This window comes from Pseudomonas sp. Q12-87 (assembly GCF_001269755.1).
Classification (GTDB): Bacteria; Pseudomonadota; Gammaproteobacteria; order Pseudomonadales; family Pseudomonadaceae; genus Aquipseudomonas; species Aquipseudomonas fluorescens_S.
Genome location: NZ_LHVI01000032.1, coordinates 39,436 through 63,012 on the forward strand (window position 1 = coordinate 39,436; position 23,577 = coordinate 63,012).

Sequence of the window (23,577 nt, forward strand, 5' to 3'; positions counted from 1 at the left end):
TGCAAGCGCCCGATCAGTTTAAAGTGTCGGACCGCTTTGGAACTGCGATACCGACCCATGAATCCGTTTGACGTGTTGCGCGACTCTTTGTATTTCTTCAAGCGTCATCTGGGCCGGATCGCCCAGCTGTGCCTGCCGCTGGTGATACTTGAGGCCCTGCTGCAGCAAGGCGTGGACAGCGCCGTCGGCCCCGAGGGTTTCCCCGGCTACAGCGTGGTCGTCGGGCTGCTGGTATATCCGCTCTACACCGCCGCACTGATCCTGTTTCTCGACGCCCGCAGTCGCGGCGAATCACCACGCCCCCGGGACCTGCTCGCAATGGGCGTGACCCTGTGGCCACGCTTCGCCCTGTTGACCGCCCTCAATACGCTGCTGATTCTGGTCGGCCTGTCGTTGTACTTCCTGCCGGGCCTGTGGCTGATGGTGACGCTGGCCTTCAGTGAATACCTGCTGGTATTGAGGGGCCTCACGCCGCTGGCGGCGATGAAGGAAAGCCTGAACATGACCCGCGGCAATTTCTGGCGGATCCTGCTGTGCATCCTCTGCGTCATGGCCCCGCTGTGGCTGCTCAAGGGCGCCAGCATCTCGGTGTACCCTGCGCCCCAGAATCCACTGGTCAGCCTGTTGATCGACAGCGTCCACAGCTTCCTGCAATTGTTTACCAGCGTGGTGCTGTACCGTCTGTTCATGCTGATCGAAGCGACGCCCGGCAATCGCTGACGACACGGCGACGGCTCCGGGCTTGGGCCTGGGAACCGCTCTCGGGTATGCTCGGGATCACTTTTGCGTATCGCCCATAAGCCGAGCCATGACCCGTCTACTGCGCTACACCTTGCTGGGCCTGCTGTTGATCCTCAGCCTGGCCGCCCTTTCGATCTACGGCCTGACCTGGCGCCCCCAACCCCGGGAAGCCGTGCCAGTCAGTTGCAGCGCCAACGCGGCACCGCTGATGCCTGGCCAGGCCCTGAAGGTAATGACCTGGAACGTGCAGTTCCTGGCTGGCAAACGCTATGTGTTCTGGCATGACCTGGCCCAGGGCGACGACGAAAGCCCGACCCTTGAAGACATGGCCTTCAGCCTCGACGAAGTGGCACGGGTGATCCGTGACGAACAGCCGGACGTTGTGCTGCTCCAGGAATTGGACAACGGCGCCAAGGCCAGCGATTACCAGGACCAGCTCAAACTCTTGCACGAACGGCTGGCCGATCTCTATCCATGCACCACCAGCGCCTTCGACTGGAAGGCCGATTTCATCCCCCTCCCCCACATCTTCGGCAGCGTCGGCCGGCAGCTGGCGACGCTGAGCCGCTACCGCATCGACCACGCCGAACGGGTGCAACTGCCGGTGGCCGACGCCAACTTCGTCAGCCGGCAGTTCCAACCCAAAAATGCCCTGTTGGCGAGCACCCTGGCGCTGAGCGGCGGCGGTCAGTTGGTGGTGCTCAACACCCACCTGGAAAGGGCCACTGCACCAGACGAAACCCTGCCCAGCCAGGTCAGCGCCGTGTCCAAGGCGCTGGATAAACTCGAATCCTCCGGCACGCCATGGCTGATCGGTGGCGATTTCAACCTGCTGCCCCTGGGCCAGTATCGGCGCTTGCCTGCCGAACAGCGCACGCCCTACTCGGCCGACAGCCCGTTGCACCTGCTGTGGGACAAATACCCGATGATCCCCACCAACAACGAGGCCAGCGGCATCGACCGCGAACACTGGCTGACCCACTACCCCAACGACCCCGGCCTCAACGGCCCCGACCGCACCGTCGACTACCTGTTCTACAGCCCACGAATCAAACGGGTCGAAGCCCAGGTACGGCAGGACGATACCTTGCGCATCTCCGATCATTTGCCGGTGATTGCACGGTTTTTGTTGCCGGCAATGCCTTGAACGGAATTTCACCGTGACCGTAATCGTCCTGATCAACCCCGAGAATGACCCGCACTTGATCGCCGACTGTTTGATCAGCGCGGACGGTCCAGACAAACGCCAGTCGTTGTCCGTATGGATTCCTTCACTGGGGTTGATACCCACTGATTGGAATGATGATGGCGGACCATTTCATATCGCGCGCATGGGGCGAAAAACCTACATCCTGCCGAACAACAGCGGCATGCTCGCCTTTGCGGGGGATTGTCGATCGGCGTATGAATTCTGGGTGGCGCTTTCAAAGTCGATTGACATCAAGCTCGGCTACCAGCCCGATGCCATGATCGATACCAACACCATCGACCAGGTTCTATTGGGCATGAGCAGGACCGCGGGGGCATTTCACATACTGGGCGTTTTACTGGATGGAAAAGGTGGAAAGCACGCCTATATTCATCGCCCCGAAGCCATGATGACCACGCAGAATTTTGGAACCTGCTACCTCGCCGGCTCAGGGACAAATCATCTAAAGAGCCAGATCGAAACGGAAGACGAACGCTTCACTTCAATCGAGCAATGGCCTTGGGCACATATCTCCCCAACTGAAGAACTGGCGGAGTCCTTGTGTTCCAACATGCTGTATTACGAATCCGACATCCACAACGGACGCAAACCCAATACGCCTATCCATGACCGGTTCGGCGGATTTTATGAATGGTACAGCATTAAATCTGCCGGGATAAAACCCACGCCTCCCAGAATCGACTTGAATATCCTGGTCAAGGACGATGCCCTGTATCTGACCCGCCTCCATTTTTCCGAAAGCACTCACCCACCTTTGGATGACGCTGACTTCAAAGGGTCGCAAATCATCTTGAAGGTTTTGACGTTCTGCCTGAAAACAGAAGAATTTGACCCACATCGGCTGTTTGACAAACTGGCGTTCACATTCGAGCAGGTCGACGGCGTACTCATCGAGCGGTTCTTCAACCACTACGATAGAGATGCAAATTCGTCGCTATCGGACCCCAGAATTTCAGGCATCGTCCCAGCGGACGTCCTGCAACAGGACTTTGGACACGGCTTGCCGGTCAAGAGAGTTCGCCTGACCGTATCGGTCAACGGATACGCCGTTGTAAAGGGCGTGACCGAAAGCGACGAATCCCTCGCACCGGCGAGAATCCATTATGCCAACGGCCAGGTATCAGTGGCCTTCTCCGAAAAAACAGCTGTTTTGATTGCAGACATCGTCTCTAGGCATCTGAACTAGTATCTGTGATACCAGGCACTAGGCCTTACGCGGCTTGACCCGCGCCGTCGCCTCCGCCACCAGCGGATCATCCGGCCAGTAATGCTTGGGGTACCGCCCTTTCAGATCCTTCTTCACCTCGGCATAAGTGCTGCGCCAGAAGTTCGCCAAATCCTGGGTCACTTGCACCGGACGCCGTGCCGGTGACAGCAGGTGCAGCTTGACCACTTGCCGGCCGCCGGCGATGCGCGGCGTGTCGGCCAGGCCGAAGAGCTCCTGCAAGCGCACGGCCAGGACGGGAGGATGTTCGCTGTAGTCCAGGCGAATCGACGAGCCCGAGGGCACGCTCAAATGGTGCGGCGCCAGTTCATCCAGGCGTTGCGGCAACGGCCAGGGCAGCAGGTTACGGACAATGCTCGACAAGTCCAGGTTGGCGAAATGACTGAGACGCGAGACTCGTCCCAGGTACGGCATGAGCCAGTGCTCAAGGGTCTTCAACAAAGCTGTGTCGCTGACGTCTGGCCATTCGCTTTCGCCCTTGGCCTCCAGGTCCAGCCGACGCAGCAGCGCCACCCGCGCTTGCCATTGCCGCAGCTCCGGGGTCCAGGGCAGCAGCTCCAGCCCCTTGCGCCGCACCAGGTTCACCAGCGCCTGGCTGCGGGCTGATTCGTCCAGGCCGGTCAGCGGTTCACGGCTGAGGACCAGTTCGCCGACCTTGCGCTGGCGCTCGGCCCGCAGCACGCCTTCGCGCTCGTCCCAATCCAGTTGGTCCACCACGCGGACTTGCTCGGCCAGCACCGAATCGAACAGCGCCGGGTCGAAATCCGTCGCCAGGTAGATCCGCTCTTCGCGCTGGCCCTGACGGCTGCCCAGGTCGGCGATCACCAGCCAAGGCTGTTTCATCAAGCTGTCGGCCTCGGCGAACAACGCCGCTCGACCATTGGCCAGACGGTACTCCGCCCCACCGGGCCGCCGTTGCTGGGCGACGCGGTCCGGATAGGCCAGCGCCAGCAACGCGCCGAGCCAGCGCGGATGATCGGGATCGGCGACGGCTTCATCGGCCTTGCCTCGCAGGTAGCCACGATACTGCCGGGCCAATTGCCGCGCCCGCTGCACGCCGCCCTGAGTGCCGCGCGAGGCGCGCTCTTCGCCCGATAGCAGGACCAAACGACTGTGCAGGTCCGCGCCGGCACCGCGCAAAATGTCTCGCTCACCCAACAACGCGGCGACGTTGCACGCCATCTCCGCCAACCCCAGCGCCTGACCGCGCAGCAGCAGATGAGCGATGCGCGGATGCGCCGGCAGTTCGGCCATGGCCTGGCCGTGGCGGGTCAGTTGCTCACCGTCCAGCGCGCCCAGGCGTTGCAACAGATCCTGTGCCTGGGCATAGGCGGCGCTGGGCGGAACGTCGAGCCAAACCAATTGCTGCGGCGTCACGCCCCAGCGCCCCAATTGCAGGGCCAGCCCGGCCAGGTCCGCCGAAAGAATTTCCGCGCTGCCATAAGCGGCCAATTGTTCGTGTTGATCTTCGGACCACAAGCGGTAACACACCCCCGGCTCCAGGCGCCCGGCCCGACCAGCCCGCTGCGTGGCGCTGGCCCGGGAAATGCGCTGGGTGTCGAGGCGGGTCATGCCGCTGCCCGGATCGAAACGCGGCACCCGCGCCAGCCCGGCGTCGATCACCACCCGCACGCCGTTGATGGTCAAGCTGGTTTCGGCGATGTTGGTGGCCAGCACCACTTTTCGCTGACCGGGCGGCGCCGGGTCGATGGCGGCGCGCTGGGCGGCCAGATCGAGTTCGCCATGCAGCGGGCACAGCAACACGTTGCCGCCCTCGCCCAAGGCCTCGGCCAATTGTTGGTGGACGCGACGGATCTCCGCCTGCCCAGGCAGGAACACCAGCACGCTGCCGGTTTCGTCATGCAGCGCTTCCAGCACGGTCTGCACCAGCCGCGGCTCGATGAATTCACCGGGCTGGAACGGACGCCCCCAGCGCACCGTCACCGCAAACATGCGCCCTTCGCTGCGCAGGATCGGCGCATCGTCCAGCAACCCGGCCAGGCGTTCGCCTTCGAGGGTCGCCGACATCAGCAGGATTTTCAGTGGCTGGTCTTCGCGAAACAACTCCCGGCCGTTGAGGCTCAAGGCCAGGGCCAGGTCGGCGTCGAGACTGCGTTCGTGGAATTCGTCGAAGATCAGCAATCCCACGTCTTCCAGCGCCGGATCGTCCTGCAAGCGGCGGGTAAGGATGCCTTCGGTGACCACTTCGATGCGGGTCCTGGGACCGACCTTGCTGTCGAGACGAATCCGGTAGCCAACCGTCTCGCCGACTTTTTCCCCGAGCTCGCTGGCCAGGCGCTCGGCCGCTGCGCGCGCGGCCAGGCGCCGGGGTTCAAGCATCAGGATGGTCTGCCCGGCCAGCCAGGGCTCGTTCAGCAGGGCCAAGGGAACGCGGGTGGTTTTACCGGCGCCGGGCGGCGCTTCGAGCACGGCTTCATGGCGCGATGCCAAGGCCTGGCGCAGGGCGGGTAAAACTTCATCAATCGGCAAAGAAATCATGCTGGCTCCAAAACAGAGGGCCGAGTATAACGGCGAACTGTTTAGCGTGGTCTGGACTCCAACCAGCAACGCCTTTACCTGCTCAGGAGATTGTTATGCGTATTCCCTTTCGCGTGATCGGCGGCGTCCTGGTCGCCACCCTGCTGACCCAGATCAGCGCCTGCGGCTCGATCTTCTACCCTGACCGCCGCGGCCAGATCGACGGCAAGATCGACCCGGCCATCGCTGCGCTCGATGCCGTCGGCCTGCTGTTCTACATCATCCCCGGCCTGATCGCGTTCGCGGTGGACTTTGCCACCGGCGCCATCTATTTCGAACCGGGCAGAAGCGTCCAGATCGAGCCAGAGAAACTCAAGCCGGCCATCAACCCGGACGGCACCGTCAACAACCACAAGCTGCAGGCAATCCTGGAGCGCGAATTGGGCCGTAGCTTCCCGCTGGATGACCCACGCCTGATCCAGCATAAAGGCAGTGCGCAACAACTGGCTGCACTTGGGCTCAAACCAGCCGCGTGATGCGCGCCATAGAAGGAACGACCGCGCCATGACCACCGCAACCGAACATGCACGCCTGCTACGCCTGGCCACCCGGGCGTCGGTGGCCGTGGCGCTTATCCTGGTCGTTGCCAAGGCCCTGGCCTGGTGGCTGAGCGGTTCGGTGAGCATGCTCGCCGGCCTGACCGACTCGGCGCTGGATGGCGTCACCTCGCTGCTCAACCTGCTGGCGGTGCATTACGCGCTGCGCCCCGCCGACGATGATCATCGCTACGGACACGGCAAGGCCGAATCCCTGGCCGGCATGGCCCAGGCATTGTTCATCGGCGGCAGTGCCGTATTGATTGCCTTGCAGGCATTCGAGCGCCTGAAACAGCCCGTCCCAGTGGACGCGCCCTGGCTCAGCGTCGGCGTGATCGTGTTCTCCCTCGGGCTGACCCTGGCCTTGTTGGCGCTGCAACACCGGGTCGTCCAGGCCACCGGCTCCAACGCCGTGCGCGCCGACTCGCTGCACTATCGCTCCGACCTGCTGCTCAACGGCAGTATTTTGGTTGCCCTGGTGCTGGCCGGGTTTGGTTGGTATCAGCTCGACGCCTGGTTCGGCCTGGGCATCGCTGCGTACATTTTATGGAGCGCGGTGCAGATCGCCCGGGAAAGCTTCGCGGTACTGATGGACGAGGAATTGCCACCCGACGTCAGCCAGCACATGCTGGAACTGGCCTGTGCCGTGCCCGGCGTGCTGGGCGCCCACGACCTGCGCACGCGGATCTCCGGTAACCATTGGTTCGTGCAATTGCATTTGGAGTTGCCGGGCGATCTGACCCTGTCGGTCGCCCATGGCATCAGCGACCAGGCCGCCGACGCCATCCATCGCGCTTATCCAAAGGCCGAGGTGCTGGTGCATGCTGATCCAGTAAAGACAGCTGCAAGCGGCAAGCTTTAAGCGGCAAGCCGAATCGCGATCAGCTTTTACTTGCAGCTTGGAGCTTGGAGCTTGCAACTTGAAGCTGCTACTGAACCTGATACCCACGACTGCTCAAGCAACTGCCCTGGGCCTGGCGATAGGTCTGCACCACTTCCGGTGCTGGTGGGTAGGTGTAGTTGCGCGGATCGAAACCACTCTGCTGCACCGCAAAGCGATAGCAATCGTACCCGTCCTGATTGACCTGCTCGGGCGACTGGCCGTTGGCCGGGTAGGCCACTACATCATAGTTGTTGCCCTGGGGCTGGGGTTGCGGGTTGGCCACTGGCGGCTCGACCACGACGTAGTCCTGGGTATTGGCCTCGTAGATGTAATAGGCACCGGCGGCGAGGAAAAACAGCGAACTGCCGATCCATACTTCCCTGGCGTAATCCGGCAGGTAACGGGTGCGAATGCCCCGCGGCGGCTCGACCACTACATAGCGCGGACCTTGGGGGCGATACCAGTAGCCACCGGAGTAGAAATAATCCTGGCCGCGATAAGGCACGCGGTAGTTGCGATCCGGGAAGCGGTCGATCACATAACCCGGACGATACTGCGGGCCCGGACCCCAGCCATTGCCATGGCCGTCCGGCCGACCGGACCAGTGCTGGTCGGGGCGATTGTCATGACCTGGGCGCGGACCGCCATTGGGATAACCGTCGTTGCGGCGCGGAATGTCACGGTAATAACCCGGTTGCGGCTCCCGGGTCTGGTTCACGCTGTCGGGCCGGCCCTGGATCGGCAGATTGTTGCCAGGTTGCTGCGGCGGGCGGCCATAGCCATTGGGGTCTTGGGGCGAACGTTCATAATGCTGGCCCCCTCCCTGGTTTCGGGGCTGTGGCTGGACCTCGAACTGACGACTGTTGTCGCCGCGAATGATTTCGTTGCTCTGCGGCCGCTGCTGCCCCGAGTAACCCTGACCGTTGCCGCCGCGCCCTTCATGGCCGCGACCGCCGTCCGGACCACCAGGATTTTGCTGATCATCGGCCATTCCCTGCGCACTGACACTTGCCCACAACAGACCAACACCTGCCAAACGCCAGATGCGCGACTTCATGTTATTCCTCACAACGGTTCAGGGCCTGATGATAAGACTGGAGAACGCCCAGGCCGGTTCTGCAACAGGTTATCAGTCGCGGGGTTTATTTCGCAGGCATAAAAAAGGGAGACCCGTCGGCCTCCCCTTGAGAATTTCGTCCGTGCTCGACGCTTTTGACGTCGGCTCACCTCACGCCGTCTTCTGGACAGTGTGCAGCTCGGGGGTCTGCCGACACCGGTGGGTGCCGCGACCGCAGCCGGCCTGATTGGGCGGGCCGCACTGGACTGTTTGTCCGAGCAGTGATCTTGGTGATAAGGATAAGGGCCGGGCACCGACGGATGATTGCGAAGATTGCGTTAATAAACACCACTTGCGCAATTTTTAACCCCGGATAGATAATCCGCCGCAATTATCGAGATAAAGGCACGACCGATGAGCAAACTGGACCGCTATGACCTGAGCATTCTGGCGGAATTGCAGCGCGACGCGCGCATTTCCAATCAGGAGCTGGCCGAACGCATCGGCCTATCACCCTCCCCTTGTTCACGACGGGTCAAGCAGTTGGAGGACGACGGCTACATCACCCGTCAAGTCGCCCTGCTCGACCGCAAGCTGCTCGGCCTGAGCCTGACCGCCTACGTGCTGATCGGCATGGACCGCCACACCCCCGAGCGTTTCGAGAACTTCGAAGCGGCTATCCGCAACCTGCCGCAAGTGCTGGAGTGCAGCCTGGTGACGGGTATGGACGCGGACTACCAGCTCAAGGTGGTGGTGCCGGACATGGATCATTACCAGAAATTGCTGCTGGGGCACCTGACGCGTATCGATGGCGTCACCAGCGTGCGTTCGAGCTTTGTGCTGAACCAGGTGCTCAACAGCACCGAATTGCCGCTGACTCACCTGCGCAGCTGACCGCTTTTTTGTGGCGAGGGAGCTTGCTCCCGCTGGGTTGCGAAGCGACCCCAAGCTTCGGCCGTATTGCCTGTGGACCGGTTTGCGACTGCTGCGCAGTCGAGCGGGAGCAAGCTCCCTCGCCACAACGCGCCAGCCCAGCCGATGAATAGCTGCGACACACCGCCGCAGGCCAATCCCCGGCCCCCGTCCTGTGCCGTATACTCGCCCCGCCTTTTCAACCGCGCCCACGCCGGAGTGCCCGATGGATCCTGCTGTTTTCGAAGAGTGGATGATGACTGGCCTGGTCAGCATCCTGATCATTTTCATGGGTTTCATCGTCTGGGATCTGGCGAAGAAGTCCAAGGCCGGGCGTTTCGGCTCGTTCATCCTGTTTTTCGTGCTGGGCCTGGGCGTGGCCGCGTTCGTCATCAAGAGCGTGGTGATCGGCCTGATCGAGTCCGGGGCCTTATAAGCGCGCTGGCACTTCCTTCCACTGGCCTTGATCGAGCCCTTCGATTGTCCAGTCACCGATCCTGACCCGCACCAGGCGCAGTGTCGGCAAGCCCACCGCCGCAGTCATGCGCCGTACCTGGCGGTTACGCCCCTCGCGTATCACCAATTCCACCCAACTGGTGGGCACGCTTTTTCGAAAGCGCACCGGCGGGTTGCGCGGCCACAGTTGCGGTTCGTCCAGTTGGCGCGCCTCGGCTGGCAAGGTCATGCCATCGTTCAGTTCCACCCCATCACGCAAACGCTGCAACTGCTCGGCACTCGGCTCACCCTCCACCTGCACCCAATAGGTCTTGGCCAGTTTGTGCTTGGGATCGGCGATACGCGCCTGCAATTGCCCGTCATTGGTGAGCAACAGCAACCCTTCGCTGTCGCGGTCCAATCGTCCGGCCGGGTAGATACCAGGCACGTCGATAAAATCCTTGAGCGTCGCCCGCCCCTCGCCGTCACTGAATTGCGTCAGCACATCGAAAGGTTTGTTGAACAGGATCAGCTTCGGCTCGGCCGGCGGCGCCTTGGCCACCCGGCGCGGGGCGGTTGCTGGAGGCTTCACGCCAGGGCGGCGGGACATGGGGCGAGGTGGACGGGGCATGGCGGCACGAGATCCAGCGGTCAGGGCCGCTAATGCTAGTGGCCTGACCGCTAAATGACCACCGCCGAATCAGCGGAACGGCGGCTCGTCGAAGCTGCGCAGCTTGCGCGAATGCAACGAATTGAGCTCGGTGCGCAGCAGATCCAGCGCGGCGATGCCGATCTTCAGGTGCTGGTTGACCGCCCGCTCATAGAACGCGTTGGCCGAACCCGGCAGCTTGATCTCGCTGTGCAGCGGTTTGTCCGAAACGCAAAGCAAGGTGCCATACGGCACCCGCAGGCGATAGCCTTGGGCGGCGATGGTGCCGCTTTCCATGTCCACCGCCACGGCGCGGGACAGGTTGATCAACGGACGCTCCTGGGCCCAGCGCAGCTCCCAGTTGCGGTCGTCATAGGTCAGCACGGTGCCGGTGCGCAGGCGCTTTTTCAGCTCATCGCCCTTTTCACCTGTGACGTTCGCTGCCGCCTGTTGCAGCGCCATTTGCACTTCGGCCAGGGCCGGGATTGGAATGTTCGGCGGCACCACCCGGTCGAGGATCCCGTCGCGGCGCATATAGGCGTGGGCCAGCACGTAGTCGCCAATGGTCTGGGACTGCCGCAGCCCGCCGCAGTGGCCGATCATCAGCCAGCAATGCGGTCGCAGCACGGCCAGGTGGTCGGTGATGTTCTTGGCGTTGGACGGGCCGACGCCGATGTTCACCAGGGTCACCCCATGGCCATCGCTGGCTTGCAGGTGATAAGCGGGCATCTGATAGCGGTGCCAGACCACGCCAGCGGCGATGGCCGACGCTTCGCTGTGATCCATGTTCTTGTCGATGATCACGTTGCCCGGCAGGACCATGCGCACGAAGCGCGGGTCGCTGCGCAGTTGCTCCAGGCCATGGACGATGAACTGGTCGACATAGCGATGGTAGTTGGTCAGCAGGATCCATGGCTGCACGTGGCGCCAGTCGCTACCGGTGTAATGCACCAGCCGGCGCAGGGAAAAATCCACCCGGGCAGCGTCGAACAGCGCCAGGGGCAGCGGGTCGGTGTTTTCCCAGTCGTAGAGGCCGTCGGCGATGCCATCGGTGGCGGCGGACAGGTCGGTGCTGGGGAATACCCGCGCCAGCACTGCAGCGGTCACGCCGGAACCGGCCAGTTCGTCGCCCTGCTCCACCACGTATGGGTAGGGAATGTTCTGCTCGCTGACGCCCACTTCCACCGTGACGGTAAAGTCGTGCATCAGCGGGACCAACTGCTCCAGCAGGTATTTACGGAACGCGGCCGGGTGGGTGACGGTGACGCTGTAGGTGCCCGGCAGCTGGACCTTGGCGTAGGCGCGCGTGGTTTGCGGGACTTCGCCGTGGCAGTGATAGGTCAGGCGCAGGGCCGGATACCGAAACAAAGCCCGTTGCTCGGCGTCGGGCTCGACACGGTCCTTGAGGTAGCGCATCAGCGCCTGGTTCAACGCAGTGGTCGCACGCTCGTGCAGGGCCGCCAGACGATCCACGGCTTGTTCGGCGGTTTGAACGACAATAAACGCTTCGGTCACGATCAGCTTCCTGTGTTCTGACTTGCAAGCCTTCATCTTGCCTGCATCGCCGCCCGACGGGAACAGTGGCGTAGTGGGTATTCTCGGAGTCATGAAAACCTGTGGGAGCGGGCTTGCCCGCGAAGGCGTCGGCACATCCAGCCTCTTCGGCGGCTGGCACACCGCTTCGCGAGCAAGCCCGCTCCCACAGGATTCTGTGTTGGCCGTAGCCTGCCTAGAATCCGTGGGGGGTAGAGCGCGCCACGATCGCCTCGACATTCAGGCCCCGGGGCAAGGCGCCGTAGGCCCGACCAGCCGAGCCAAGGCGGCTGGCGATAAAGGCATCGCTGACATCGCTGTTGCCCGCTTCGAGCAACAGCTTGGCCTGCAAGGCCAGCGCAATGTCTTCGGTCAATTGCCGGGCGCGGTACTGGATGTCGTCGGTGTCCTTGAACGCTGCCTGCAACCGGTCGATGTGGCTGGCCAGGCGCTTGTCGCCGTGGCCATCGCCCAGTTCGCTGAACAGCACTTCCAGGACGCCGGGCTCCTTGGACAACGCCCGCAGCACATCCAGGCATTGCACGTTGCCCGAGCCTTCCCACGTCGAATTGACCGGCGCTTCGCGATACAAACGGGGCAAGATGCTGTCCTCGACGTAGCCCGCACCGCCCATGCATTCGGCGGCTTCGTTGATCATCGCGGGGGCGCGCTTGCAGATCCAGTATTTGCCGACCGCCGTCACCAGCCGGGCGAACTTGGCCTCGTGCTCGTCGCTCAAGTGATCCAACGCCCGGCCCATGCGCAGGCTCAAGGCCAGCGCGGATTCGCTTTCCAGCGCCAGGTCGGCCAAAACGTTCTGCATCAGCGGTTGCTCACTCAACAGCTTGCCGCCGACCTTGCGGTGCGCACAGTGGTGACTGGCCTGGGTCAGCGCCTGGCGCATCAGAGCGCTGGAGCCGACCATGCAATCGAAGCGGGTCATGGCGACCATCTCGATGATCGTCGGCACACCGCGCCCCTCTTCGCCGATCATCCAGGCCAGTGCGCCGCGGAACTCGACTTCGCTGGAGGCATTGGAGCAGTTGCCCAGCTTGTTTTTCAGCCGCTGGATGTAGAACTGGTTGCGCGTGTCGTCGGGGCGGTGGCGCGGCAGCAGGAAACAGGTCAGGCCCTTGTCGGTCTGGGCCAGCGTGAGGAAGGCGTCGCACATCGGCGCCGAACAGAACCACTTGTGGCCCACCAGTTCATAGGCCTGGCCCGGACCGCTGGCGCCCACCGGGAAAGCCTTGGTGGTGTTGGCCCGCACATCGGTGCCGCCCTGTTTCTCGGTCATTGCCATGCCCAGGGTGACCCCGGCCTTGTGGGCCATGCCGACATTGCGCGGATCGTACTCGGTGGCCAACACCTTCGGCAGCCAGCGCTCGGCCAGGTCAGGCTGCAAGCGCAGGGCTGGCACGCTGGCGAAGGTCATGGTCAGCGGGCAACCGGTGCCGGCCTCCGCCTGGCTGTGCAGGTACGTCATGGACGCTCGGGCAACGTGCGCCCCCGGTTGGGGATGAGCCCAAGGCAAACTGGGCAAGCCGTGCTCGACAGCGGCACGCATCAACTGGTGATAAGCGGGATGGAATTCCACCAGGTCGATGCGATGGCCGTAGCGGTCATGGCTGGAAAATACCGGCTTGTTCTGGTTGGCCAGGAACCCCGCTTCCATCAGCGGCCCGCCGGCCAGCGCGCCATACGCATCGATCCGCGCCTGCGCCCAGCCTGCACCGAAACGCTGCGACCATTGTTGCAGGGGCAGGTCGATTCGGTACAGGTTGGCGCCATCCAGGGGGGGCGGCTGATTGGTGACGTCGTGGGTTTCAGCGAACTGGTGCAGGTTCATGACGGGGCTCCTCGATCGGCCAGCAGGGATTCAGTTAAGCATCGCCTCCAGGCCGAACAAAGTGTCATATACGCCTAAATATCGGCGCTTTCACCCTGTTTCGGACACAGCACCCGCCGCTGGAGCATCACCTGCAATGCTTCGAATTTCACCGGTTTGCTCAGGTAATCGACCAAGGCGCCCGACGGGCAGCATTCCTGCCCCAGGTTCGGACTCACCACCAGCACCGGCAGGTCTTCGCAGCCGGGCAGCGCGCGGATTTGGCAGCAGACCGAGACACCGTCCAACGGCGCCGACTGACAATCGAGCAGCACCGCGTCGACGCTCTCGCAATGCAACAGCTCCAAGGCCGCGCGGACGCTGTCAGCGCTGCGCACTCGGTAGCCGAGCTTGAGCAACATGCCGCGCATGACCAACTGATCGACGCTGTTGTCATCGACTAGCAGCACCGTGCAATCCTCGGGCAGGCGCGAGTCTTGGCGGCTGCCGAAGGAAAACGTCGTGGGCACGGCCGCCGGCAAGGCAACGTCGAATTCGACATCCAGTTGGAAACGGCTGCCGCGACCGGGCTCGGAGGTATGGGTCAGACGCCCGCCCAACAGCTCCACCAGTTGTCGGCAGATCGCCAGGCCGACCCCAAGGCCGCCGTACTCGCGGGTCATCGAGCCGTCGAGCTGGAAGAAACGCTGGTACAGGGTCGCCTCCCCAAGGTCGGTGAAGCCGATACCGGTGTCGATCACCGCGAAAGACAGCGCCAGCCGATCCAGCTCCGTCGGCTTTGCGCTGACCCGCAGCGCCAGGCCGCCCACGCGGGTGAACTTGATGGCGTTGTCCAGCAGGCACTCCAGGCACTGGGCCAGTTTGCCGCTGTCGCCCAGCAACCGGTCCGCCAAGCCCGGGGCCACATCCACTTTGAAATCCAGGCCCTTCGCCGCAGCGTTGGCACCGAACTGCATCTGCAGGGCATCGATCACCCCGCGCAGGCTGAACGGTGCCGGGTGGACCTTGAGCTTGCCCGCCTGCAATTCGGTGAGGGTCAGCATGCCGTTGACCATGCGCATCATGTCCCGCGCCGAACCGGCAGCGGTCTGCTGGTACTGGGTCAGTTCGTCGTCCATCTCGACGGTTTCCATCAGCTCCAACGAACCGATCACGCCATTCATTGGCGTGCGCAGTTCGTGGGTCAGGGTGGCGAGGAATTCGTCCTTCAGCTTGTTGCCTTGGGCCAGTTGCTGGTTGAGCACTTCCAGTGTCTGTCCGGCATCGAACAAGGTCTGGGCCTGCTGCTCGCGCATGGCATTGATGCGGTCGGCCAGTGCCAGGGACAACAGCGCCACCTCGATGGCCGAGCCGATCTGGCTGGCGTACATGGTCAGGAATACGTTCGGCAGATAACCGAGCACCATCAGCGTGTTGACGATGCCCCCCAACAGAAACGCCGACCAGGCAATGATGAAATAACGCGCTACCCGCAAGCCACGCCACCAGGCAAACAGCCCGGCGGTAAAAATCACCACCGTGAACACCAGCGCCAGCAGCGTCGCCAGGCGCAGCGCCAGGGCATAGCTGGTCATCAGCGACAGCCCGACCACCACGGCGCTATAGGCGATCAACGCCAGCAACAGGCGATCCAGCCAGCGGCTATGCTGGGCCGTTTGCAGGAAGCTGCGGGCGAACTGGCTGCCAAACAGGCCCGCGCAACCGATGAAGAACGGGGTCGCGGCGTTGGCCCACCAGGGGTTGTCCGGCCAGAAATATTCCACGGCCGCGCCGTTGACCGATAACTGGTACAGGCCGAACGAGGCGATATAGACGATGTAGTAAAGGTAGCTGGTGTCCCGCACGCTCAGGTAGATGAACAGGTTATAGACCAGCATGCCCAGCAACACGCCGTAGATGATCCCCAGCACATACAGGCGCAACGGCTGTTGTTCGAGGTACGCGGTGCTCGACCACAGCGTCAACGGTGCCTGGATCGAACCCTGGCTTTGCAGGCGCAGGTACAGGGTCTGTTGCTGCTCGGGCTTGAAAGCCAGGCTGAACAGGTAATTGTTCTGGCGAATCTCGCGGCTGGCGAACGGCAGCGCATCGCCGGTCTGGCGAACCAGGCGATACGCGCCCCCGGCATCGGGCAGGTACAGGTCGAGATGGTCGAGTGGCGGATACGCCAGTTCCAGCAGCCAGGTGCGCTGGGCATCCGGATTGCCGGGGCGGTAGTGCAGGTCGATTTTCAGCCAGAACACTGACCGCGAATAACCGGCATTCAGCGTAGCTTTGTCGTGGGGCTTGAAAGCGCCCGCCGAGGCCTGAGCCAGCACATCGTCGATGGTGGCCGTGCCGTTCGCATCTTCCAGCACTTGCAGGGCATGGCCCAAGGGCAGGCTTTGGGTGAACTCATCAAATTCGAGGGCACTTGCCAGAGGGGACAAGCACAGCAGCAACATCAGCAAATAGCGCATTTAAGCCCCAGCGTGGCCTGTCCGGTTGAGTCAGGAAGCCCCCCATTCCCTGAGTAGACGTAAAACCGGCATTACCTGTTATTGGTTGGATCCATGTCTAGCATAGCCGCTGATGGCCAAATTGCACCATTGAAATTTTTCCTACAGAAGGCTCTAGAACGGGCGTTTCAGAGCAAACCATTGAGATAGAGCTGTTCCATTGGTCAGGTCGGCGACTCGCGGGTCATTGTGGCGAGGGAGCTTGCTCCCGCTGGAGTGCGAAGCGCTCCCAAAAACCGGGGCCGCTTTGAAGCCCAGCGGGAGCAAGCTCCCTCGCCACAAAAGCACTCACCAGCAAGCCACTCAGTACAAAACCCTCAGCGTCCGAGCACCGATAAAACAGGTTTGGTGGTAAGCTCGCGCACCATGAATATCTACAGCTCTCGCCCCGTTGTCCTCTGTCTCTCCGGCCACGATCCCAGTGGTGGCGCCGGCTTGCAGGCAGATATCGAAGCCCTGCTCGCCCAGGGCTGTCATGCCGCCCCTGCGGTGACCGCATTGACCGTGCAGGACACGGTCAATGTCAGTGATTTCCGCGTACTCGATCGGGAGTGGGTCCTGGCGCAAGCCAACGCCGTGCTCAACGATTCGCAGGTCGCGGCGGTCAAGCTGGGGATGCTCGGCTCGCTGGAAATGGTCGACACCGTCGTCGAACTGCTCCAGGCGCACCCGCACCTGCCCATGGTCTGCGACCCAGTGCTGCGCGCCGGTGGCGGCGGGCGACTGGGCAAGGATGAAGTCGGCTACGCCATGCGCGAACGCCTCTTGCCCCTGGCCATCATCGCCACCCCCAACCTGCCTGAAGCGCGCATTCTTGCCGAACTGCCCGAGGGCAGCGCCGATGAGTGCGCCGAAAAATTGCTGCCCTTCGTCAAGCACCTGTTGATCACCGGTGGCCACGGCGACGAACATGAAGTCCATAATCGCCTGTACAGCCGCGACGGCCGCCGCGAAACGTTTACCTGCCAACGCCTGCCCGGCAGCTACCACGGTTCCGGCTGCACCCTCGCCAGCGCCCTCGCCGGGCGGCTGGCCCAGGGCGAACAGCTCGCCAGCGCCGTCAAGACGGCACTGGATTACACCTGGCGCACCCTGCGCGACGCCGAACAACTGGGCCAAGGCCAGTTCGTACCGCGTCGCCTGCCGCTGGATTTCTGCTCGTAGCACCGGAGGCCTGTGGAATGAAATTACGTGGCCTTTACGCCATCACCGATAGCCAACTGCTGGCCGGCAAGTTCCTCGCATATGTAGAAGCCGCGCTGGAAGGTGGCGTGACCCTGTTGCAGTACCGCGATAAAAGCAGCGACGAGGCCCGGCGTCTGCGCGAAGCCGAAGCGCTGCGCAACCTGTGCGAGCGCTACAAGACCCAGTTGATCATCAACGACGATGCCGAATTGGCCGCACGCCTGGGCGTCGGCGTTCACCTGGGCCAGACCGATGGACCGTTGGCGCCGGTGCGTGCCCTGCTCGGGCGCCAGGCGATCATCGGTTCCACCTGCCACGCCAGCCTGGAATTGGCCGAGCAGGCCGCCGCCGAAGGGGCCAGCTACGTCGCGTTCGGGCGCTTCTTCACTTCAAACACCAAGCCCGGCGCGCCCAGCGCAAACCTTGAACTGCTGGAACAGGCCCATATCAAACTGCATGTGCCGGTTTGCGCCATCGGCGGTATCACCCTGGACAACGCCGCCCCGCTGGTGGCCCACGGTGTCGACCTGCTGGCCGTGGTCCACGGCCTGTTCGGCGCCGACAGCACGGGGGAAGTGACGCGCCGCGCTCGCGCCTTCAACGCCCTGTTGCAGATCAAATAGACTTTTTCCGTTTTCGAGAGCCCAACCATGTCCCGTTCCGAAACCCTGTTTGCCAACGCCCAGAAACACATCCCCGGCGGCGTGAACTCGCCCGTTCGTGCATTCAAGAGCGTCGGCGGCACCCCGCTGTTCTTCAAGCACGCCGAAGGCGCCTACGTCACCGATGAAGACGACAAGCGCTATGTGGACTACGTGGGCTCGTGGGGTCCGATGATCCTCGGCCACAGCCATCCCGACGTATTGGATGCGGTGCGCAATCAACTGCAACACGGTCTGTCCTACGGCGCCCCGACCGCCATGGAAACCGAAATGGCTGACCTCGTCTGCTCGATCGTGCCGTCGATGGAAATGGTGCGCATGGTCAGTTCCGGCACCGAGGCGACCATGAGCGCGATCCGCCTGGCGCGAGGCTTCACCGGTCGCGACAGCATCATCAAGTTCGAAGGCTGCTACCACGGCCACTCCGACAGCCTGCTGGTCAAGGCCGGCTCTGGCGCCCTGACCCAAGGTGTGCCGAGTTCGGCCGGTGTACCGGCAGCGTTCGCCAAACACACCCTGACCCTGCCGTTCAACGATCTTGAAGAAGTCGAGAAGCTGCTCGGCGAAGTCGGTCAGGAAGTGGCGTGCATCATCGTTGAGCCGGTGGCTGGCAACATGAACTGCGTGCCTCCGGCGCCGGGCTTTCTCGAAGGCCTGCGCAGCCTGTGCGACCAACATGGCGTGGTGTTGATTTTCGACGAAGTGATGACCGGTTTCCGCGTAGCCCTTGGTGGCGCCCAGGCCCACTACGGCGTAACACCGGACTTGAGCACCTTCGGCAAGATCATCGGCGGCGGCATGCCGGTCGGCTGCTTCGGCGGCAAGCGCGCCATCATGGAGTGCATCGCGCCGCTGGGCCCGGTCTACCAGGCCGGCACGCTGTCGGGTAATCCGCTGGCCATGGCCGCCGGCCTGACCACCCTGCGCCTGATCAGCCGCCCGGGCTTCCATGCCGAGCTGACCGACTACACCACCCGCCTGCTCGATGGCTTGCAGGTCCGTGCCGACGCGGCCGGCATTCCCTTCGTGACCACCCAGGCCGGTGGCATGTTCGGCCTGTATTTCAGTGGCGCCGATGACATCGTGACCTTCGAAGACGTAATGGCCAGCGACGCCGATCGCTTCAAGCGCTTCTTCCATCTGATGCTCGACGGTGGCGTTTACCTGGCACCGAGCGCATTCGAAGCCGGGTTCACCTCTATCGCCCATGGTGAGGCCGAGCTGAAAATCACCCTCGATGCGGCCGAGCGCGCCTTCGCTGCCCTGAAGTAAGCTTGTGGATAACTGACGCTGGCTGACACCGGCGTCAGTTATTACTGACAACCGTCCGCCCTTTTCCTACGTATTTATCCGTGAAGCGGTTGCTGGCGTTCCCCCGCAGCAGAAAAACGAGTAAAGACTTTGTAAGGATGGCCCCGCTTATTTCATAATGCGCGCTTATTGGATCCCCCGGAGGGTCCGCGCGCCCCTCAGAGGTAAGTCGATTCCCATGAACCGCACCGGCCGCACCCTTGCCTTGGGCTGCCTGTTGCTCCTTCAGCCCCTGCTGGCGAATGCCCAGGCAGGCGGCAACTCGTTGTTGATCCCGGCGCTGGGCCGTTGCACGCTCAATACCCAGCCACAAGATCTCGCACCGGCACTCGACGCCTGTCAAAAAGCGGCGGACGCGGGTGATGCACAAGCGCAATACGAGTTGGGTGAGTTCTACTACGAAGGCAAGGCTGCGCCGCGCGACCTCAAGCTGGCCCTCAGCTATTTCGAAAAAGCCTCGCTACAAGGCCATGCCCAAGCGCAGTTCAAGCTCGGTGGCATGTTCTTTCATGGCGAAGGTGTACCCGCCAATAACGTCCAGGCCTACATCGTGTTGAAGATGGCGGCGGTCAACGGCGCCGAAGAGGCCCTGGACACCGCCGACGAAGTCGCCGAGCAAATGCCCCGTGACGAACTGGAAGTCGCCACCCAGGTGCTAGGGCAGATCTTTCGCAAATACTTGATGGAATTGCAGAACGCCGACGGGCGCACGCCTTTTTCGCCGCTGCCCTGAATCCGGCCCACCCGAAAACTATTGTGGCGAGGGAGCTTGCTCCCGCTGGGCTGCGCAGCGGCCCCAAGATTTTTGGGAGCGCTTCGCACTCCAGCGGGAGCAAGCTCCCTCGCCACAGGGGCTACTTCTCAGGCATCGGCATCGGAAACGGCATCACATTGCCGACCGCGCCGCGGGCTTCGCTGATTTTCGGAGTGCCCAGGCGCTCGACTTCGTCGATTCGCACGATCGAGTGCATCGGCACGAAGCTGCGCACCACGCCTTCGAACTGCGCCTTGAGCTTTTCTTCGCTCGGGTCGACGACCACTTGTGTGCGCTCGCCAAAGACGAACTCTTCCACTTCCAGGAAACCCCACAGATCACTCTGATAGATCTGCTTGGCATACATTTCGAATACCTGGCCCTGGTTGAGGAAAATCACCTTGTAGATTGGAGCTTCACGTTTGGTCATGGCTGGCGAAACACATCGGCGGGTAAAAATGAGGGCGCGAACTATAGCATAGCCACTGCTCGCACAGCGGTAGGAACCGGGGGACTTGTTCCCTATAATGCGCGGTTCTTTGAATCACGTGATGATCCCGTCCATGGCCAAGAAGCTTTACATCGAAACCCACGGTTGCCAGATGAACGAGTACGACAGCTCGCGCATGGTCGACCTGCTGGGTGAACACCAGGCCCTGGAAGTCACCGCTCGCGCTGAAGACGCCGACGTGATCCTGCTCAACACCTGCTCGATCCGCGAGCGCGCCCAGGACCGGGTGTACTCGCAACTGGGCCGCTGGCGCGAACTGAAACTGGCCAACCCGGAAATGGTCATCGCCGTGGGCGGTTGCGTGGCCAGCCAGGAAGGCGCCGCCATTCGTGATCGCGCGCCCTACGTGGATGTGGTCTTCGGCCCGCAGACCTTGCACCGCCTGCCGGAGATGATCGACGCGGCGCGCATGACCAAGTTGCCGCAGGTGGACGTTTCGTTCCCGGAAATCGAGAAATTCGACCACCTGCCCGAGCCGCGCATCGACGGCCCGAGCGCCTACGTGTCGGTGATGGAAGGCTGCAGCAAGTACTGCACGTTCTGCGTGGTGCCCTACACCCGCGGCGAAGAAGTCAGCCGGCCGTTCGACGATGTGCTCGCCGAGATCATCCACCTGGCGGAAAACGGCGTGCGCGAAGTGACCCTGCTGGGGCAGAACGTCAACGGTTATCGCGGCCTGACCCATGACGGGCGCCTGGCGGACCTGGCCGAACTGATCCGTGTGGTGGCGGCAGTCGATGGCATCGACCGCATCCGCTACACCACCTCGCACCCCCTGGAGTTCTCCGACAGCCTGATCCAGGCCCACGCCGAAGTCCCCCAGTTGGTCAAGCACCTGCACCTGCCGGTGCAATCGGGTTCCGACCGGATCCTCGCGGCCATGAAGCGCAACCACACGGCCCTGGAATACAAATCCAAACTGCGCAAGCTGCGGGCAGCGGTGCCAGGTATTTGCATCAGTTCGGACTTTATCGTCGGTTTTCCCGGCGAAACCGAGAAAGATTTCCAGCAGACCATGAAGCTGATCGAAGACGTCGGCTTCGACTTTTCCTATTCCTTCGTCTACAGCCAACGCCCCGGGACTCCGGCGGCCGACCTGGCGGACGAAACACCGGAAGAAGTGAAAAAAGAACGGCTCAACGCCTTGCAGCACCGTTTGAATCAGCAAGGTTTCGAGATCAGCCGACAAATGGTCGGTTCCGTCCAGCGGATCCTGGTGACCGATTACTCGAAAAAAGACCCGGGCGAACTGCAAGGTCGCACCGAAAACAACCGCATCGTCAATTTCCGTTGCGACACCCCGGCCTTGATCGGCCAGTTCGCCGACGTGCACATCGACGCCGCGCAACCGCACTCGCTGCGCGGTTCGTTGATCCAGTAACGACACAATCCCCCTGTGGGAGCGGGCTTGCTCGCGAAGGCGGTCTATCAGCCGACACATGCGCTGAATACAAGACCGTTTTCGCGAGCAAGCCCGCTCCCACAAAAGACCGCGCCGGTCGCCGGAACCAGATTCGCCTGTTTAAGACCTTTCGCACCCAGCCTACTGGCGTTATCCTTGGTTTCATCTCAATTGCCCCTGGGCGGCTAAAAACGACCTTGAACGCACCCATCGAACCACATCGCTTTATTCTCGAGCCCTTTGAGGCTCGCCGCTTCGCCAATCTGTGCGGGCAATTCGACGAGCACTTGCGCTTGATCGAACAGCGCCTGGCCATCGAGATCCGCAACCGCGGAAACCAGTTCGAATTGATCGGCGAACCCAAGCACACCACCTCCGCGGAAAACCTCCTGCGCCGCCTCTACCGGGAAACCAAGGGGAGCGAGCTGTCGCCGGACACCGTCCATCTGTTCCTGCAGGAATCGGCTGTCGAAGAACTCGACAACCCGGCGCCGTCGGAACCGGCCGTGGCCCTGCGTACCAAAAAAGGCATGATTCGCCCTCGCGGCTTGAATCAGCAGCGCTACGTGAAGGAAATCCTCGGCAACGACATCAACTTCGGCATCGGCCCGGCCGGTACCGGCAAGACCTACCTGGCCGTGGCCTGTGCGGTCGATGCGCTGGAGCGCGAACAGGTGCGCCGCATCCTGCTGGTGCGTCCGGCGGTCGAAGCGGGTGAAAAACTCGGTTTCCTGCCCGGCGACCTGGCCCAGAAGATCGACCCATACCTGCGCCCGCTCTATGACGCGCTGTACGAAATGCTCGGCTTCGAATACGTCGCCAAACTGATCGAGCGCCAGGTCATTGAGGTCGCACCGCTGGCCTACATGCGTGGCCGGACGCTGAACAACAGCTTCATCATCCTCGACGAAAGCCAGAACACCACCGTCGAGCAGATGAAAATGTTCCTGACTCGGATCGGTTTCGGCTCCACCGCCGTCATCACCGGCGACATCACCCAGGTCGATTTGCCTCGCGGCACCAAGTCCGGGCTGAACCATGTGATCCAGGTCCTCAAGGACGTGCCGGGCATCAGCTTCACGCACTTCATGCCCAAGGACGTGGTGCGCCACCCGTTGGTGCAGCGCATCGTCGAGGCCTACGAGCGCTTCGAGAATCGTGCGGACGAAGACGCGCCCGAAGGCAAAGGCAATCGCCACAATGCTTGAACTCGACCTGCAAGTGGCCTGCGAAAACGCCGCCCCCAGCGAAGCCCAGTTCCGCCAATGGTGCGAACTGGCCCTACGCCAGCGCAGCGCCGACTCGGAGCTGACGATCCGCCTGGTGGACGAGCCCGAAGGCCGCGAACTGAACCACACCTGGCGGCAGAAGGACTACGCCACCAACGTGTTGTCGTTTCCTGCCGACGTGCCCGATGAATTGCTCGACATCCCCCTGCTGGGCGACCTGGTGATCTGTGTCCCGGTGGTGGAGCGCGAGGCGGCTGAACAAAACAAGGCGCCCGAAGCCCATTGGGCCCATCTGGTCATTCACGGCTGCTTGCATCTATTGGGTTACGACCATATAGAAGATGACGAAGCCGAGGAAATGGAAGCACTGGAACGAACGTTGCTTGCAGAGCTGGGTCACCCCGATCCCTACGCCGGCGACGAACACTGATACATCAACCTGTAACGACAAAGGATTCAG

21 protein-coding genes are annotated in these 23,577 nt (G+C 62.4%); 14 read left to right on the top strand and 7 right to left on the bottom strand.

What is annotated here, in order from left to right; translation table 11 throughout:
• The first annotated feature begins 57 nt into the window (after window positions 1–57).
• The 3 genes from AD663_RS23470 (at window position 58) to AD663_RS23480 (ending at window position 3,137) form a co-directional block, all read left to right on the top strand.
• Window positions 58–720 (top strand): YciC family protein, encoded by a 663-nt coding sequence (locus AD663_RS23470; protein ID WP_053214627.1) that lies wholly within the window; start codon window positions 58–60, stop codon window positions 718–720.
• 88 nt (window positions 721–808) lie between these two features.
• The gene (locus AD663_RS23475; RefSeq protein ID WP_033046297.1) at window positions 809–1,888 is read left to right on the top strand and encodes an endonuclease/exonuclease/phosphatase family protein; all 1,080 of its coding nucleotides are present in this window, start codon (window positions 809–811) and stop codon (window positions 1,886–1,888) included.
• 13 nt (window positions 1,889–1,901) lie between these two features.
• Entirely contained in the window at window positions 1,902–3,137 is a 1,236-nt protein-coding gene (locus AD663_RS23480) for a hypothetical protein (RefSeq protein ID WP_003185714.1), read from the top strand.
• Window positions 3,138–3,155: 18 nt separating this feature from the next.
• Here AD663_RS23480 and hrpB read toward each other — a convergent pair whose 3' ends face one another.
• Window positions 3,156–5,675, bottom strand: coding sequence for an ATP-dependent helicase HrpB (gene hrpB, locus AD663_RS23485; protein ID WP_053214628.1), 2,520 nt, complete (start codon window positions 5,673–5,675; stop codon window positions 3,156–3,158).
• Window positions 5,676–5,770: 95 nt separating this feature from the next.
• On the opposite strand from hrpB, the gene AD663_RS23490 reads away from it, so the two are divergent.
• Together AD663_RS23490 and AD663_RS23495 are read left to right on the top strand one after the other, a co-directional pair.
• The gene (locus tag AD663_RS23490; RefSeq protein WP_003185719.1) at window positions 5,771–6,190 is read left to right on the top strand and encodes a hypothetical protein; all 420 of its coding nucleotides are present in this window, start codon (window positions 5,771–5,773) and stop codon (window positions 6,188–6,190) included.
• A 28-nt stretch (window positions 6,191–6,218) separates the two neighbouring features.
• Window positions 6,219–7,112, top strand: a complete 894-nt coding sequence (locus AD663_RS23495) for a cation diffusion facilitator family transporter (RefSeq protein ID WP_003185721.1) — start codon at window positions 6,219–6,221, stop codon at window positions 7,110–7,112.
• A gap of 67 nt (window positions 7,113–7,179) precedes the next feature.
• Here the strand turns inward: AD663_RS23495 and AD663_RS23500 are convergent, their stop codons facing one another.
• Complete coding sequence (locus tag AD663_RS23500) at window positions 7,180–8,190, bottom strand: DUF6515 family protein (protein ID WP_003185722.1); 1,011 nt, start codon at window positions 8,188–8,190, stop codon at window positions 7,180–7,182.
• A 414-nt stretch (window positions 8,191–8,604) separates the two neighbouring features.
• Here AD663_RS23500 and AD663_RS23505 point away from each other — a divergent pair, with 414 nt between their 5' ends.
• Both AD663_RS23505 and AD663_RS23510 read left to right on the top strand, forming a co-directional pair.
• Window positions 8,605–9,084, top strand: coding sequence for an Lrp/AsnC family transcriptional regulator (locus AD663_RS23505; protein ID WP_003185723.1), 480 nt, complete (start codon window positions 8,605–8,607; stop codon window positions 9,082–9,084).
• 244 nt (window positions 9,085–9,328) lie between these two features.
• Window positions 9,329–9,538, top strand: a complete 210-nt coding sequence (locus AD663_RS23510; protein WP_003185724.1) for a DUF2788 domain-containing protein — start codon at window positions 9,329–9,331, stop codon at window positions 9,536–9,538.
• Here the strand turns inward: AD663_RS23510 and AD663_RS23515 are convergent.
• From AD663_RS23515 to AD663_RS23530, 4 genes are all read right to left on the bottom strand, one after another.
• Window positions 9,533–10,099, bottom strand: coding sequence for a pseudouridine synthase (locus tag AD663_RS23515; protein ID WP_172680635.1), 567 nt, complete (start codon window positions 10,097–10,099; stop codon window positions 9,533–9,535). The two genes, AD663_RS23510 and AD663_RS23515, sit on opposite strands and share 6 nt — an antisense overlap.
• A gap of 138 nt (window positions 10,100–10,237) precedes the next feature.
• Complete coding sequence (gene amn / locus AD663_RS23520; protein WP_172680636.1) at window positions 10,238–11,737, bottom strand: AMP nucleosidase; 1,500 nt, start codon at window positions 11,735–11,737, stop codon at window positions 10,238–10,240.
• A 178-nt stretch (window positions 11,738–11,915) separates the two neighbouring features.
• Window positions 11,916–13,565 carry an acyl-CoA dehydrogenase family protein gene (locus AD663_RS23525; RefSeq protein WP_003185728.1) on the bottom strand — a complete coding sequence of 550 codons (1,650 nt, stop codon included), beginning with the start codon at window positions 13,563–13,565 and terminating at the stop codon, window positions 11,916–11,918.
• A gap of 74 nt (window positions 13,566–13,639) precedes the next feature.
• On the bottom strand, window positions 13,640–16,024 hold the full coding sequence (locus AD663_RS23530; RefSeq protein WP_003185729.1) for a hybrid sensor histidine kinase/response regulator: 2,385 nt from the start codon (window positions 16,022–16,024) through the stop codon (window positions 13,640–13,642).
• Between the two features lie 405 nt (window positions 16,025–16,429).
• Here AD663_RS23530 and AD663_RS23535 point away from each other — a divergent pair, with 405 nt between their 5' ends.
• The 4 genes from AD663_RS23535 (at window position 16,430) to AD663_RS23550 (ending at window position 19,954) form a co-directional block, all read left to right on the top strand.
• Window positions 16,430–17,227: a hydroxymethylpyrimidine/phosphomethylpyrimidine kinase gene (locus AD663_RS23535; RefSeq protein WP_003185731.1), complete on the top strand. Its 798-nt coding sequence runs from the start codon at window positions 16,430–16,432 to the stop codon at window positions 17,225–17,227.
• A gap of 17 nt (window positions 17,228–17,244) precedes the next feature.
• Complete coding sequence (gene thiE, locus AD663_RS23540) at window positions 17,245–17,871, top strand: thiamine phosphate synthase (RefSeq protein ID WP_003185732.1); 627 nt, start codon at window positions 17,245–17,247, stop codon at window positions 17,869–17,871.
• Window positions 17,872–17,898: 27 nt separating this feature from the next.
• Window positions 17,899–19,182, top strand: a complete 1,284-nt coding sequence (gene hemL, locus AD663_RS23545; protein ID WP_003185734.1) for a glutamate-1-semialdehyde 2,1-aminomutase — start codon at window positions 17,899–17,901, stop codon at window positions 19,180–19,182.
• A 217-nt stretch (window positions 19,183–19,399) separates the two neighbouring features.
• Window positions 19,400–19,954 (top strand): tetratricopeptide repeat protein, encoded by a 555-nt coding sequence (locus AD663_RS23550; protein WP_003185735.1) that lies wholly within the window; start codon window positions 19,400–19,402, stop codon window positions 19,952–19,954.
• 121 nt (window positions 19,955–20,075) lie between these two features.
• On the opposite strand, the gene AD663_RS23555 is transcribed toward AD663_RS23550, so the two are convergent.
• Window positions 20,076–20,405, bottom strand: a complete 330-nt coding sequence (locus AD663_RS23555) for a DUF1820 family protein (protein WP_003185742.1) — start codon at window positions 20,403–20,405, stop codon at window positions 20,076–20,078.
• A gap of 133 nt (window positions 20,406–20,538) precedes the next feature.
• On the opposite strand from AD663_RS23555, the gene miaB reads away from it, so the two are divergent.
• The 3 genes from miaB to ybeY all read left to right on the top strand — a co-directional run bounded on the left by miaB (window position 20,539) and on the right by ybeY (window position 23,547).
• A complete protein-coding gene (miaB, locus tag AD663_RS23560; RefSeq protein ID WP_003185744.1) occupies window positions 20,539–21,867 on the top strand; it encodes a tRNA (N6-isopentenyl adenosine(37)-C2)-methylthiotransferase MiaB in 1,329 nt (442 codons plus the stop codon).
• Between the two features lie 218 nt (window positions 21,868–22,085).
• Window positions 22,086–23,096, top strand: coding sequence for a PhoH family protein (locus AD663_RS23565; RefSeq protein ID WP_003185746.1), 1,011 nt, complete (start codon window positions 22,086–22,088; stop codon window positions 23,094–23,096).
• The gene (gene ybeY, locus AD663_RS23570; protein ID WP_003185749.1) at window positions 23,089–23,547 is read left to right on the top strand and encodes an rRNA maturation RNase YbeY; all 459 of its coding nucleotides are present in this window, start codon (window positions 23,089–23,091) and stop codon (window positions 23,545–23,547) included. Before AD663_RS23565 ends, ybeY begins: the two co-directional genes overlap by 8 nt.
• Window positions 23,548–23,577 lie beyond the last annotated feature (30 nt).